The organism is Sporosarcina contaminans (genome assembly GCF_042679045.1).
Lineage (GTDB): Bacteria > Bacillota > Bacilli > Bacillales_A > Planococcaceae > Sporosarcina > Sporosarcina contaminans.
Genome location: NZ_JBHTLT010000135.1, coordinates 26,131 through 40,385, shown reverse-complemented (window position 1 = coordinate 40,385; position 14,255 = coordinate 26,131). Strand labels below are relative to the sequence as shown.

11 protein-coding genes and 1 other annotated feature are annotated in these 14,255 nt (G+C 42.4%); of the genes, 2 read left to right on the top strand and 9 right to left on the bottom strand.

The window, feature by feature from the left end; all coding sequences use genetic code 11:
- Positions 1 to 8: 8 nt before the first annotated feature.
- The 3 genes from ACFQ38_RS18860 to pepV form a co-directional block, all read right to left on the bottom strand.
- Entirely contained in the window at positions 9 to 995 is a 987-nt protein-coding gene (locus ACFQ38_RS18860; protein ID WP_336824975.1) for an NERD domain-containing protein, read from the bottom strand.
- 203 nt (positions 996 to 1,198) lie between these two features.
- Positions 1,199 to 2,050 carry a D-amino-acid transaminase gene (gene dat, locus ACFQ38_RS18855; protein ID WP_381482838.1) on the bottom strand — a complete coding sequence of 284 codons (852 nt, stop codon included), beginning with the start codon at positions 2,048 to 2,050 and terminating at the stop codon, positions 1,199 to 1,201.
- Complete coding sequence (gene pepV, locus ACFQ38_RS18850; protein ID WP_381482883.1) at positions 2,047 to 3,456, bottom strand: dipeptidase PepV; 1,410 nt, start codon at positions 3,454 to 3,456, stop codon at positions 2,047 to 2,049. The genes dat and pepV overlap by 4 nt, the downstream gene beginning before the upstream one ends.
- Before the next feature lie 325 nt (positions 3,457 to 3,781).
- Here pepV and ACFQ38_RS18845 point away from each other — a divergent pair, with 325 nt between their 5' ends.
- Positions 3,782 to 4,003, top strand: coding sequence for a DeoR family transcriptional regulator (locus ACFQ38_RS18845; RefSeq protein WP_336824963.1), 222 nt, complete (start codon positions 3,782 to 3,784; stop codon positions 4,001 to 4,003).
- Between the two features lie 57 nt (positions 4,004 to 4,060).
- On the opposite strand, the gene ACFQ38_RS18840 is transcribed toward ACFQ38_RS18845, so the two are convergent.
- Positions 4,061 to 4,771 (bottom strand): pseudouridine synthase, encoded by a 711-nt coding sequence (locus ACFQ38_RS18840; protein ID WP_381482835.1) that lies wholly within the window; start codon positions 4,769 to 4,771, stop codon positions 4,061 to 4,063.
- Positions 4,772 to 4,774: 3 nt separating this feature from the next.
- Positions 4,775 to 6,391, bottom strand: a complete 1,617-nt coding sequence (locus ACFQ38_RS18835; RefSeq protein WP_336824961.1) for a putative polysaccharide biosynthesis protein — start codon at positions 6,389 to 6,391, stop codon at positions 4,775 to 4,777.
- A 354-nt stretch (positions 6,392 to 6,745) separates the two neighbouring features.
- Between ACFQ38_RS18835 and ACFQ38_RS18830 the strand changes: the two genes are divergently transcribed.
- Positions 6,746 to 8,014 carry a BaiN/RdsA family NAD(P)/FAD-dependent oxidoreductase gene (locus tag ACFQ38_RS18830; RefSeq protein WP_381482833.1) on the top strand — a complete coding sequence of 423 codons (1,269 nt, stop codon included), beginning with the start codon at positions 6,746 to 6,748 and terminating at the stop codon, positions 8,012 to 8,014.
- Positions 8,015 to 8,220: 206 nt separating this feature from the next.
- Here the strand turns inward: ACFQ38_RS18830 and leuS are convergent, their stop codons facing one another.
- The 4 genes from leuS to ACFQ38_RS18810 all read right to left on the bottom strand — a co-directional run bounded on the left by leuS (position 8,221) and on the right by ACFQ38_RS18810 (position 13,981).
- Positions 8,221 to 10,638: a leucine--tRNA ligase gene (gene leuS / locus ACFQ38_RS18825; protein WP_381482831.1), complete on the bottom strand. Its 2,418-nt coding sequence runs from the start codon at positions 10,636 to 10,638 to the stop codon at positions 8,221 to 8,223.
- A 63-nt stretch (positions 10,639 to 10,701) separates the two neighbouring features.
- Positions 10,702 to 10,913 (bottom strand) — a binding site (T-box leader).
- Positions 10,914 to 11,286: 373 nt separating this feature from the next.
- Entirely contained in the window at positions 11,287 to 11,937 is a 651-nt protein-coding gene (locus tag ACFQ38_RS18820) for a 3-oxoacid CoA-transferase subunit B (protein WP_336824958.1), read from the bottom strand.
- An 18-nt stretch (positions 11,938 to 11,955) separates the two neighbouring features.
- Positions 11,956 to 12,642, bottom strand: a complete 687-nt coding sequence (locus ACFQ38_RS18815) for a CoA transferase subunit A (protein WP_336824957.1) — start codon at positions 12,640 to 12,642, stop codon at positions 11,956 to 11,958.
- Between the two features lie 154 nt (positions 12,643 to 12,796).
- Positions 12,797 to 13,981, bottom strand: a complete 1,185-nt coding sequence (locus tag ACFQ38_RS18810; protein WP_381482828.1) for an MDR family MFS transporter — start codon at positions 13,979 to 13,981, stop codon at positions 12,797 to 12,799.
- Positions 13,982 to 14,255 lie beyond the last annotated feature (274 nt).

Here is a 14,255-nt window from a genome sequence, read left to right as displayed (position 1 = left end):
ACTCATTTCTATTCTATAATATCGTTATTTTCTTGCTCAGGAGCGAAATAGATGCTCGATGCTGTCGTTTGTCCGTTGTCTAAAATCGCTTGTGCCGCTTTGAACTGATTATGTTTCATCGGAACAGAAACCTTACGCAAATTTGCAAACCATTCATCATACGAACGTCGATCAACGATTTTCGTATCGTATGGCACACCTGGATAATCAATATACCCATTTCTTGATAGGATCACTTTCCGAATCGGAAACTCTATATCATTCGCTGAAAATATTCCCGAAATGATTTTTTCCATTCGTTGTAAACCGATCATCGGGTTCAATACTTTTGACTCACGATCACCGTGCTTTTTTATCCAAAACCGATCGCTATTTCCAATAAAGGCAGCCACTTCCTCTTTTTCAAGGACAGTGACGCAAATGCATTCCAAAGGGGTCATTATAAGTATATCAAGTTCCACAGGCGCTTTTTTCAACTTCAATATCGGATAATAAAATAATAAATAGCTATCCGGCAATAACTGAGTAAAGCTTCGAAGCAATGAATCCCTCATAAATTGCTCATCTAATTTTGAATGTTCCATAAGCGTGGAACTTGCCCATTTCAATTGAAAATGGAATAACTGATCTACATAAAGCTTTCTGAGCTGCTCCACATTTTTAGGATTGTAAATGATGTTTGGATTAAAGCCGAAAGAATCCGCTTCCCGCTCTTCTTGCTGCTCCGATGCATGTTCTTCCTGGTCCGTAGCAGAGTCCTTTTTGCTTCCGAAAACACGCAAGATAGGACTAAACCATCTGCTTTCTTCCCTTTGTGCTTCCTCTTCACCTGATTCCCTTTGCCACTCCGATAAATCCATCCCGTTTTCCCATTGCAGTTTCATACGATCCCATTGGGAACTTTTCAAACGTACAAACTGAGTCGGATAACGGGAAAGATCATTCTCGTATCTTGACACATAATCCAACAATTTCACAAGTTGTGCCAATTTCATCCACTCCAATCAATCACGCCTTGACGTAATCGTATTCGGATTTTCCGGGTCCGAAAAGTTCTTTCAAAAATCCGTGACATCCGCCAGCGGCTTCACTTGAATCAGCAGGAGTTTGAACTCCCACTGATTCGATAGCGCTCCTTATTTACCGTGCACTTACAGACGTATAGAATGTCTGCTAAGTCCAATTTAACTGTTGTACATTATTGTTTTTCAAAAACGGGCATTTGACGTGAAAACGCCTCTTGCAATTTCTTTGTTATTTCGCCAGGCTGGCCCGAACCGATTTGGTTGCCATCAATTAAAATAACCGGCGTCACTTCTGCAGTTGTCGATGTCATGAAAAACTCATCCATTTTCAAAGCATCCTCAGGAGTGAATGCGGTTTCCTTCACTTGAATGCCAATCTCACTGCATAATTTTAGAATGACTTGACGTGTAATGCCATTCAATATTAAATTCGTCGCTGGATGCGTATAAACAACTCCGTCTTTTACGCCAAACATATTCGACGAAGATCCTTCCATGACGAAGCCATCCCTTACGAAAATCGCTTCTGCACATCCATCCTCGAAAGCTTCTTGCTTCGCTAACACGTTCGCCAATAAATTCAAGCTCTTTATATCACAGCGAAGCCATCGGACGTCTTCAACAAACTTAGCAGACACCCCTTCCGCCATATTTTTAAGTGGTCTCTCATTCGGTATTGCATAAGCTGTCACAACAGGCAGCACGGATGGATCTGGGAATTGATGGATACGCAATGAAGCACCTCTCGTCACTTGCAAGTAAATATGGCCTGTGTCGATTTTATTGCGTTCTACTAGCTCTTTTGCTATTTCAATCAATTGCTGCTGTGAATACGGAATCGTCATTTTTATTTTTGCAGCGCTTTGAAGCAGCCGTTCAAAATGTTCTTCGGCTGTATACAACTCACCATTATACACTTTCACAACTTCATACACACCGTCACCAAAATAATAGCCCCGGTCATCAACAGAAATATTCAGTTGATCTTTATCCGTAAACTTCCCGTCAATAAAATAAATCATCATTCTTTTTCCCCTTCCCCTTGATTGCATGCAAGGCGGCTAATCGTTTCCGCATAGATCGCTGTCGCCTGTAGTAGATCTTCTATATATACATATTCATCCGCTTGGTGAGCGACATCTTCCCGTCCTGGGAATAGCATGCCGAATGCTACGCCTTTATCCAAAGAACGAGCGTATGTGCCGCCTCCGATTGAAAGCAATGTTGCCTCTTCACCAGTATAAGAGGTATAGACATCTTGCAATGTCTTCACAAATGGATCATTCGCATCGACGTGATGAGGAGTTGAATTGGACGCGACAGTCATATCGAATGGCAAGTCCGTCATTCGACGCTCGCAAGTCGCTATTTTCTCTTCATATGGATATGTGACGGAATAACGCATGCTCACTTTTATTTGTCCACCTGTCTCTTCATCGTACGTTATAATTCCGGCATTCAATGTCGTATCGCCAGAAACTTCATCATTATAGGCAAGTCCTAAGTAATGTCCTCGTGTTTCATTGCCAAACGCATCTAGTATGAATTGTGTAAAATCCTTTGAATCGCCTTCTTCAAAAACCTTATTCAGGAAGGAAGCCAACAAAACGCCCGCGTTTACGCCATTGTCCGGTTCCATTGCATGAGCTGCTTTTCCCTCAACCCGTATAACCGCATCGCCGTCTTTTTCAACGATTGTTGCCGCCATGTCATGAATGTTCATAAAGCTTTCGAATCGATCGAGTACATCCGGTATATTGAGGCGAACCTGAGCCTGAGCCAAGTCAGGAACCATATTCGTCCTGTCTCCAGCCTTAAAATATTGTAGCTGTCCATCTTTGTTTTTCATTTTCTGTGAGAAGATTAACGAAGCTATCCCCTTTTCGGCATTGATGATCGGAAAATCCGCATCTGGCACGAAGCCGACCGTTGGCATTTCCTCTTTTTGAAAATAGTGTTCCACGCAGCGGAAACCGCTTTCTTCGTCTGTCCCAATGATGAGGCGAACTCTTTTATTCAACGAAAGACCGGACTCTTTCACCATTTTCATCGCATGCCAAGCAGCAATTGTCGGCCCTTTATCATCAATCGAGCCGCGGCCGAACAGTTTGCCGTCTTTCACTGTGCCATCAAAAGGGCCATACGTCCAGTTGCCGCCAGCAGGAACGACATCGACATGGCAAAGAACTCCTATCAACTCTTCTCCTTCGCCCATTTCAATATGCCCAGCTACATTGTCTACATTCTTCACTGTAAATCCTGCTTTTTCACCTTCGTTCAATAGCCATTCCAAAGCCCTTTTCGGTTCTGGTCCGAACGGAGCTTCTTCAGTAGATAGGCTTTCGTCCAGTACAGACGGAATTGAGATGAGCTGCTGCAAATCATCCAATATGCTTTCCTGCTTTTGCAAAGTTTCATTTTTCCAATTCACCAATCTTCAGCACCTTCTTTCTTATCCTATATTTTCACATGTTACGTGCAATAAATAAAGAACTAAACTTCCTTTAATGTATTCAAATGATAACCTCTCCGTCTAAAATATCAGAATGAAGACTGCGCTCACAGTCTTCACAAAAATTTCATGTACTATTGACAAAAATGAGTTATAATTGTATTGTCAGAACATTTTATCTGACGACCGTAGCATTTTGCGGAAGGAGTGCCTGTCAAGGGGGAATTTCAACTTACAAAAGGTACATTCATTAGTCTCATGCCCATCGATTTTGGAAAATGATGATGAAGGAGTGGTTCCACAGTTGAATCCTAACACTGATCGTATGCTCACCCGTATCAAAGATGTCTATTTGTTCATCCTTGATCACGGCGAAGTAACTACGGAAAATGTGGTCGAAGAATTTGGTATCACAAACCGCACTGCACAAAGGGACTTGAACGTCCTCGAATATAATGAACTCATCATGAGTCCGTCGCGCGGTAAATGGAAGACAACGAAGAAGAAAGTTAAATTACCCTCTTGACCTAAAAGGGGCTATCGATCAAAGTGAGTTTCCGCCACTTTCTCGATAGCCCCTACTTCATTTTTGTAGCAATGCGATTTCTTCTTCTGTTAATTCACGATAGCTTCCTAACTTCAGTTGGTCGTCCAGTATAAGGGGCCCCATAGACATCCTTTTCAAATAGATGACACGTTTTCCAACAGCTTCAAACATCCGTTTCACTTGATGAAATTTTCCTTCCGTAATCGTCAATTCAATTTCTGAACGGAGCTCTTCCGATTTCAAAACTTTTAATTCACCCGGTTTGGTGAAATAGCCATCATCCAATGAAACGCCTTCTGCAAACTTGCGGATATCCTCTTCTCCCACTTTGCCTTCAATATGCGCATAATACATTTTCGGCACTTCTTTTTTCGGTGACAATAATTCATGCGCTAGCTTCCCGTCATTCGTCAGCAATAAAAACCCTTCTGTGTCCTTATCTAACCTGCCAACAGGAAACGGCTGAAAATGCTTATACTCGGCATCTAACAGATCAATGACGGTACGATCACGCAAGTCTTCCGTAGCGGAAATGACTCCTTGCGGTTTATTCATCATCAAGTAAATGAATTCACGGTAGACGACTCGCTCACCAAAAATCGTCACTTCCTCTGTGGTCGGCTCAACTTTGCATGCGGGATCTTTCACCGTCTCCCCGTTCACCCTGACAGCGCCTTTTTTCAAAAGCTGTTTCACTTCCTTGCGCGAACCGTACCCCATATTCGCCAACAACTTATCTAAACGCATAATTCACCCTCCAAAACCGAACTTCTGCAGTATTCTATTTAACCGATCTCCGAAAAGCTTTTGTGCCAATCCTGTTTTAAATGACAGAAATCCGTAAATAGCCGCACCGACTGCCGCACAAATGAGAATATAGAGCAACGCCTGCATTTTGCCTTCTACAGGACTGATTGCAAACAAGCCTTTCAATGTTAAATGTATAGCAATCCACATAATCAAGTTGAAAATCCCGATTAAAATCAGTCTTCTGAACACCATCTTCGATCGATAGTTCAATGTTTTTGTTATGACAAAAATATTAAGTCCTACTGCTATTCCATATCCGATTGCTGTCGCTATAATCGCTCCATCTGTCTCAAACGCTTTTATGAGCGGAATATTTAAGATCAATTTAAAAAGCAGTCCTAATAACGAAGTGAATACAATCCATTTATGTCGATCAATTCCTTGCAAAATCGCCGCTGTAACTGTAAACAGTCCAAACAAGATTGCAACGGGTGCATAACTCGCCAATACTTCCGATCCGACTGGATTTTTCTCATATAGGAAATAGTAAAACTCATTCGATAAAACAATTAGACCAATGACGATCGGCACTGTAAGAAAGAGCATAATTTGGAATGTTTGGTCAAGAGAACGAGTAATACCGTTTTGATCTCTTTTTGCGTAATACCCTGTAATGACTGGAATTAAAGCCATCGAAAATCCGGTAGCTACCATAACTGGAATCATAACAACTTTATGCGTTAAAAAATTCAACATTGACAAATATTCATCAGACACTTTAGCTAACCCAATTGAAGACATTGCATCATTGAAAGTAATCATATCAACAAATTGGTAAAGTGGATTAATTACACCGACAAGGACAAAAGGAATTGTATAGCCGATCACTTCCTTGTACATATCAACAAAACTAATATTGCTTGCCGGTGGACTTTGCTCATATAGATAGTCGAACTCCGGCTTATATTTTCTCCAATATCGATAAAGAATAACAAGTCCTGCAAGTGCTCCAATAAATGCGGCAAATACCGCAAATTTCACTGCTGTCCTTGGAGATAAGTCTAATACGTTGACCACAATAAACGCACCGATAAGCACAACAGCAATCCGTACAATTTGCTCGACTAATTGTGAAACAGATGTCGGTTCAAATTTTTGATGACCCTGCAAATAGCCCCTCACAATACTCATAAGTGGGACTGCTAAAAGAGCGTAACTAACCCACCGGATGACTGATGTAATTTCTTCAACCGTAAAGATTTGTTCATCATCCCTGCGGACGAGATGAGCTATCGGCTCCGCCATGAAAAACAGCACCAAAAAGGAAAGAATCCCTGTTGTCACCATTACGAGCATGCCGGATTTCATGAGTTTCCTGCCTGTGGCATAATCGCCCAATGCATTGTATTTCGATACAAACTTAGATATTGCAAGCGGTGCGCCAGAAATGGCAACCGCCAATGCTAAATTATAAGGAATATACGCATACTGATATAACCCTACATTATCTTTGCCGACAATAGCATAAAACGGAATAACATATAAAAGGCCTAACGCTTTTGACAAAAATAGACCAATCGTCAAAATTGCAGTGCCTTTCACTAAATTTGATGACATAGTTGATCCTTCCAATCTGTTATACGAATCAATTACACCCCAGCGTAATCGTGTCCACCATTTATACAAGACTTTAGTGACCATCCAGCCTTAGTCTTGGACATGAACCTTCACAATCACTATCTACTTAAAGAAAAAAACCTCTTAAAAATCAGAGAGGCATTCGCAATAAGTTTAACTTAGATTAGTGAAATTGACTGAATACTACTAATCCAGTTCCTCACCTATTGTAACAGGATTCGCCTAAGCCAGTTAAACAAAGCTACTTACCAGTTTACCTCCCGATGGCACTTTTCACAATGGTTATCGCACGATCATGTATAATAGAGAAAAACTGAAAGTGTGGTTCCTATAATGTATGACGTCATAATCATAGGCGGGGGTCCCTCGGGTCTCATGGCCTCCATCGCAGCAGCAGAAAATGGAAGCAAAGTGCTGCTTTTAGATAAAGGAAAAAAATTAGGCAACAAATTGTCGATTTCGGGCGGTGGAAGATGCAACGTAACAAACCGTTTACCCCAAGAGGAAATTGTTAAAAACATTCCTGGCAACGGGCGGTTTTTATACGGCCCATTCTCTGTCTTCAATAACGAAGATATCATTTCATTTTTCGAGGGACTTGGCGTTCCTTTAAAAGAAGAAGACCACGGGCGGATGTTCCCTGTTTCCAATAAAGCAAAAGACGTTGTCGATGCACTTCTGAATGAAATGGAAAGGCTGCACGTCGAAGTGAGACTGCAAACAAAAGTAAAGAAACTCCTCATTGATGACGAAAAGATTTTCGGTGTCCGTTTAGAGGACGGGGAAGAAATCCGGTCTCATGCAGTCGTTGTTGCTGTAGGCGGAAAAGCAGTTCCGCAAACAGGCAGCACCGGTGATGGCTATCCTTGGGCGGAAAAAGCCGGGCATACAGTGACGACGCTCTATCCGACAGAAGTGCCTTTACTCTCCAATGAACCCTTCATCCAGTCGAAGGAATTGCAAGGCCTCGCACTTCGGGACGTTGCCGTCTCCGTATTAAATGCGAAAGGAAAAATTCTTATTACCCATCAAATGGATATGCTGTTTACCCATTTCGGATTGAGTGGCCCCGCAATTTTGCGCTGCAGCCAATTCGTCGTCAAAGAACAAATGAAAAATGGCAAACAACCTGTAACAATGCGCATTGATGCCGTCCCTTCCAAAAATGAAGAAGGCGTTTTTCAGTTGCTTCTCTCTTTATTGAAAGACGATCCGAAAAAAGCCGTGAAAAACAGTTTAAAAGGGGTTGCACCTGAGCGCTGGCTTGCATTTTTATTGGACAAGTCGGCAATCGAAGGTAGTGACATAGGTGCCGGTATTCCACACGATAAAATCCGCAAGCTTGCAGGGCTGCTAAAAGGATTTACGATGGAAGTAACAGGCACGCAGCCGATTGAAAAAGCTTTCGTTACAGGCGGCGGCGTTTCCACGAAAGAAATTGAGCCTAAGACGATGGCCTCCCGTAAAAAGAACGGACTTTATTTTTGCGGCGAAATTCTGGACATTCACGGCTATACCGGCGGATACAATATTACTTCCGCACTCGTAACGGGTAGAATCGCCGGAATGAGCGCTGGTGGGTATGCGAAGGAGAATGAATAAAGTCCGCGAACAAGCATCACTTTTTTATAATCAAGTTCGGACAACAGCTTGATGGGACAGCCATCCGCTCAATCAGGCTCGCCCATCGGCCAGTTGGGGAACACTAACCGTTTTTATTTGAACTCCTCCACTCGAATAAAACAATTAAAACCGGTGAAGAACAAATTAATCGTTCTTCACCGGTTCTATTGTTTAGAAAATAATCCTTATCCGACTGCGACAATATTGACAAGTCTACCTGGAATCGCAATCACTTTCTTCAACTCTTTACCGTCAATCCATTGTTTCACTTGCTCATCTTTTAGGGCTGTTTTTTCAAGTTCCTCTTTGGAAATATCCTTCGCAACATTTATCTTCGCGCGGACTTTGCCGTTAATTTGAACAGCTACTTCAACTGTGTCCTCTTCCAATTTCGATTCATCATACGTCGGCCAAGAAACGTAAGCGATCGATTCTTCGTGACCCAATTTCTCCCATAGCTCTTCTGACAAATGTGGCGTAATTGGTGAAAGCATAATGATGAACCCTTCGACAAACTCTTTTGGAATCGAATTTACTTTGTAACATTCGTTAATAAATACCATCATTTGGGAAATGGCAGTATTATAGCGCATGCCTTCAAAGTCCTCAGTCACTTTTTTCACTGTCTGATGATATGTTCTTTCAAGAGCACCATCCGGCTTACTGCCAATTTTCGAGCTAAGTGTTCCGTCTTCATTTACAAATAGTCTCCAAATCCGGTCAAGGAAACGTCTTGCTCCATCCAAACCATTCGTTGACCACTCTTTAGAAGCATCAAGCGGCCCCATGAACATTTCATATAGACGAAGTGTATCAGCACCGTGAGAATGAACAATATCGTCTGGGTTTATGACGTTGCCCAATGACTTCGACATTTTTACATGACCTTCACCTAAGATCATCCCTTGGTTAAATAGCTTTTGGAATGGCTCTTTCGTTTGAACAACACCGATATCATAGAGCACTTTATGCCAGAAACGCGCATAGAGCAAGTGAAGTACAGCATGCTCAGCGCCTCCGACGTAAATGTCAACCGGCAGCCAACGTTCAGCAAGCTTCGGATCAATCAACATTTCATCATTATCCGGATCGATATACCGCAAGTAATACCAGCAACTGCCAGCCCATTGCGGCATTGTATTCGTTTCACGACGGCCTTTCATGCCTGTTTTCGGATCTGTAACATTTACCCATTCAGAAATGTTTGCAAGTGGTGATTCGCCAGTGCCGCTCGGTTTAATATTGTCCGTTTTCGGAAGCATTAGCGGCAATTCAGACTCATCCACAGTCGTCATCGTGCCGTCTTCCCAATGAATAATCGGAATCGGTTCTCCCCAATAACGCTGTCTGGAGAATAGCCAGTCACGCAGGCGATACGTAATTTTCTTCTCGCCTTTCCCTTGTTCTTCAAAGAATGCGATCGCCTTTTCAATCGCCTCTTCTTTGCCAAGTCCGTTAAGGAAATCGGAATTGATATGTTCCCCATCACCTGTATAGGCTTCTTTAGAAATATCGCCTCCTGCCACGACTTCAACAATTGGTAAATCGAATGTCTTCGCAAATTCATAATCTCGTTCATCATGTGCAGGAACTGCCATAATTGCGCCTGTTCCGTAGCTTGATAGAACATAGTCCGCAATCCAAATCGGCATTTTTTCGCCGCTTGCTGGGTTTACAGCATACGCACCGGTAAACACGCCTGTTTTCTCTTTCGCAAGATCTGTACGCTCTAAATCGCTTTTTACTTTCACTTTTTCAAGATATGCATCGACCGCTTCCCTTTGTTCAGCTGTCGTAATTTTTTCAACTAATTTATGCTCTGGAGCCAAAACAGCGTATGTCGCTCCAAAAATCGTATCCGGACGAGTTGTGAACGCTTCAAACGAAAGGTCCGTGCCATCGATATCGAACGTCAGTTGTGCACCTTCAGAACGTCCAATCCAGTTGCGCTGCATATCTTTCAAGCTATCAGGCCAATCAAGCTCATCCAAATCTTCAAGAAGGCGATCTGCATATTCTGTTATCCGCAATACCCACTGACGCATTGGACGGCGCTCGACTGGATGGCCGCCGCGCTCTGATTTTCCGTCAATTACTTCTTCATTGGCAAGGACTGTACCAAGCGCTGGGCACCAGTTGACAGGTACTTCATCGATGTATGCCAACCCTTTTTTATACAGCTGGATGAAAATCCATTGTGTCCATTTGTAATATTTCGGATCAGTCGTATTGATTTCCCTGTCCCAATCATAAGAGAAACCAAGATCATTCATTTGGCGTTTGAACGTCGCAATATTTTTAGCCGTAAATTCCGCAGGATCATTTCCTGTATCAATCGCATATTGCTCAGCCGGCAATCCAAATGCGTCCCAACCCATCGGATGCAAAACATTGTAGCCTTGTTTCCGTTTAAATGAACTTAAAATATCCGTCGCAATATAGCCTAATGGGTGGCCGACATGCAATCCAGCCCCGGAAGGATAAGGGAACATATCAAGCGCGTAAAACTTCGGTTTCGACTCATCATCGACCATTTTATAAGTTTTATTATCCTTCCAATATTGCTGCCACTTCTTCTCGATTTTTACATGCTCATAACTCATCGCTGTTTCATTCCTTCCATTGTGAATTAAATAGCATCGTATATGAAAAAACTCTCGTCCCTAAAAAGGGACGAGAGTTTTCTCCCGCGGTGCCACCCAAATTGACGACCATTGCCGCCCAACTTGTTTCCTTAACGCGGAAAACGGCACCGGCTACTGTTCTGTTCACCGATACGGGCTCCAAGGCGAGTTCATCGTCGTCGTACAGGCTTGCACCAACCGCCCGCTCTCTGAAATCGTCCGATCCGACTACTGCTCCTTTTCAACGCCTGCGCTATTTAATACATTTTATTGTAGTTTACCCGAATCTGTTCCAAAATACAACTATACATTCGGAATTATTTACATATAGCATTTGCAATAGCCATTCGGTTAGAAGGCACCTCATCTCCATGATGCATCAATCAGTCTATATGCTAATGAAATCACATAATGCTTTTCAACTCAATTTATGCATAAATGCCGCGTTCACGCACACTAACGGCACACTATATTTATTAATCCTCACATATACACATTACGCCACACATACTTATACATTAATATTCAAACGCCTACATCTCCTCACCACACGCATAACACCTCTAATTTAGCACATAAAAGCGACATCCCCCTGCCTGCACTGATCTTGGTTCCATCGCCCGTCACCTACGCCTTTACATCCTTCACGATAAGCTCAGCTTCCGTTGAATCAATAATGTCTTGTACAGTAAATCCTTCAAAGACTTCCTTCAACTCCAAACCGTCAGGCGTCACTTCGATTAAAGCACGTTCTGTAATAATTTTATTCACTACCCGTTTGCCGGTTAGCGGCAATGTACATTCCTTTTTTATTTTCGGCGATCCATCTTTCGCCACATGATCCATAATGACGATGATCTTTTTAGCACCGTGGACAAGATCCATTGCGCCGCCCATACCTTTAATCATCTTCCCTGGAATCATCCAGTTTGCTAAATCCCCTTTTTCCGAAACTTCCATCGCACCCAATATTGCGACATCTACATGACCGCCGCGGATCATTGCAAAAGATTCCGCACTGCTGAAAAATGAAGAGCCCGCTATTGTTGTAACCGTTTCCTTCCCGGCATTAATCAAATCCGGGTCGACCTCATCCTCCTCCGGATATGGGCCGATGCCCAACAGACCATTTTCGGACTGCAAGACAACTGTCTTATTGTCTGATATATAATTCGCTACAAGCGTTGGCATTCCAATCCCCAAATTGACGTAATCCCCATCTGCAATTTCCTTCTCTGCACGCTTCGCGATCCGTTCTCTGAAATTAATTGCCGTCATCGTGACCATTCCCCTTCCTTATCGAGTCGTTAACCGTTCAATCCGTTTTTCCTGTGCCGCTTGCAACAATCCTTGCACATAAATGCTCGGCGTGTGGATTGTCGCCGGATCCAAATCACCCGTTTCCACAATTTCTTCCACTTCAGCAATCGTGAACTTGCCTGCCGCAGCCATCATCGGATTGAAATTTTGAGCCGTTTTGTTGTAGATTAAATTCCCCATCATATCCGCTTTAGAAGCTCTCACTAAAGCAAAATCCGCTGTCAAAGCTTCTTCCAAAACATATTCTTTACCGTTAAAATTGCGCGTTTCCTTGCCTTCAGCAACGACTGTTCCAACTCCTGCCGGTGTGTAAAACGCCGGTATGCCAGCACCTCCGGCTCGTATTTTTTCCGCTAGCGTCCCTTGCGGCGTTAACTCAACCTCTATTTCTCCCGACAATACTTGCCGTTCAAATTCTTTATTTTCTCCTACATAGGACCCAATCATTTTTTTGATTTGCTTCTCTTTCAATAAAAGGCCTAGCCCCCACTCATCGACCCCGCAATTATTTGAGATGACCGTCAAATCCTTTACCCCTTTTTCGACGAGAGCCAAAATGAGCTGTTCCGGTATCCCGACGAGTCCAAATCCTCCAACCATTAATGTGGCTCCATCCTCAATTTGTGAAATCGCTTCCATAGCTGATGAATAAATCGGTTTCACTTTGCATCCCCCTTTGCATTTCTATGATAGTAGCAATCGCTCCTATATTCCATTTAAACAGACTATTTTGTATGACGCAATTAACATCTATGAAAATATTGATCCTACGTACAACGGCGTTCTATTCACCAATAAAGAAAAACCGGAATTCCGCTTAAGGAATTTCCGGTTTCTGTTCAGATGATTTTAGAGGACGGTCGTACAATAAAGTTGTCACGATTGAAATGCTCATAAGGCTTGTCAGCAATAGGAGCATTGCTTTCATGCCATAGATCTCTACTAAAACGCCGCCTGCAAATGGCCCGATCATCCGACCAATTGTCGCTGCCGAATTCACAACGCCTTGGTAAAATCCATCTCGTCCTTTCGGAGCCAATTGACTTGCTAATGTTGGAATGGCAGGCCATACAATCATCTCACCGAACGTAAGAATAATCATTGAAATGATGAACATTTTAAAAGACCCCGCAAAGCTAACAACAATGAAAGAGACGATGAATATAGCTGTTCCTAAGATCATTTGAGCTTTCAGCTGCTTTTCCAAACGTTTAATGATCGGTTTAATAATTGGCTGTCCGATGACGATTAACAGCCCGTTAATTGTCCAAATAAAGCTATATTCTTTCAAAGTGACGCCTAATGAAAGAGCATGCGTTGAAATCGTCGTCGACCATTGAGAATAGACGAGCCAAGTTAACAAATATCCAGATGTTAGAATAAGCAAAGCAATAAACGGCGCTTTCTGTTTAATCTTTGCAGTTTCCCGAATAATATCTGTATGGCGGTCTGGAGAAATTTCCAATTTTTTATAGCCAAAAAATGCAATGAAGAAAAAGATCAAATAAAAAAGAAAATTTGCTGAAAAAATATAATCAATATGAACAGATGCAATGAACCCAGCAAGTGCCGGCCCGATTGCTACACCGACATTTTGAGCTAAATATATCGAATTGAATGCCTTCCTTCCGCCTTCTGGCCAAATGGTTCCTACCATTGCATACATGCTCGGAAAGATAACACCACCACTAAATCCTAAGACCGTCAAGAAAATAATATAAGGATACCAGCTATGATCATATATAAGGTACAATAATGCCAAAAGGGACAAAGTTATCCCACCGATAATCGACTTGAAGCCGCCGATTCTGTCAAATAAAAAACCGCCAAGCAGGTTACCAACAACTCCCGCCCCGGCGTTTGCCATTAAAACAAGCCCTGCCACCGATAAAGACTTGCCTAAGTATTCATGCATATATATCGTATTCAAAGGCCATAAAAAAGAGTTGCCAATGACATTGACAAACATGCCGATCACAAGCAGCCGAACATTTTTAGGCATACTGCCATCCTCCGTTCTAAAAATAAATATACTATCAAATGGAAGTTTCTAGACAGCAGCAATTCCCTTTAGCTTCAACATGATGATCAATCGAATCTATCACGCCTCTTGTAACTGCTACCTCCCCCATTATTTTGTAATTCAATAACCGTATTTGAAGCGGGCACCTTCCGCTTTGCAATACATAGCAATTCTATTTTGAGTGTATGCTTTTTTCCACAATACGACAAGACTATCGAAATAAGTTCCGCAATTCAGATGACAAGAAAGCTGT

Bases quoted from the DNA above. Each gene is read 5' to 3' on its own strand.
- ACFQ38_RS18860 (WP_336824975.1), bottom strand. From the start codon at position 995: ATGAAATTGGCACAACTTGTGAAATTGTTGGATTATGTGTCAAGATAC.
- dat (WP_381482838.1), bottom strand. From the start codon at position 2,050: ATGATGATTTATTTTATTGACGGGAAGTTTACGGATAAAGATCAACTG.
- ACFQ38_RS18840 (WP_381482835.1), bottom strand. From the start codon at position 4,771: ATGCGTTTAGATAAGTTGTTGGCGAATATGGGGTACGGTTCGCGCAAG.
- ACFQ38_RS18835 (WP_336824961.1), bottom strand. From the start codon at position 6,391: ATGTCATCAAATTTAGTGAAAGGCACTGCAATTTTGACGATTGGTCTA.
- ACFQ38_RS18830 (WP_381482833.1), top strand. From the start codon at position 6,746: ATGTATGACGTCATAATCATAGGCGGGGGTCCCTCGGGTCTCATGGCC.
- leuS (WP_381482831.1), bottom strand. From the start codon at position 10,638: ATGAGTTATGAGCATGTAAAAATCGAGAAGAAGTGGCAGCAATATTGG.
- ACFQ38_RS18820 (WP_336824958.1), bottom strand. From the start codon at position 11,937: ATGACGGCAATTAATTTCAGAGAACGGATCGCGAAGCGTGCAGAGAAG.
- ACFQ38_RS18810 (WP_381482828.1), bottom strand. From the start codon at position 13,981: ATGCCTAAAAATGTTCGGCTGCTTGTGATCGGCATGTTTGTCAATGTC.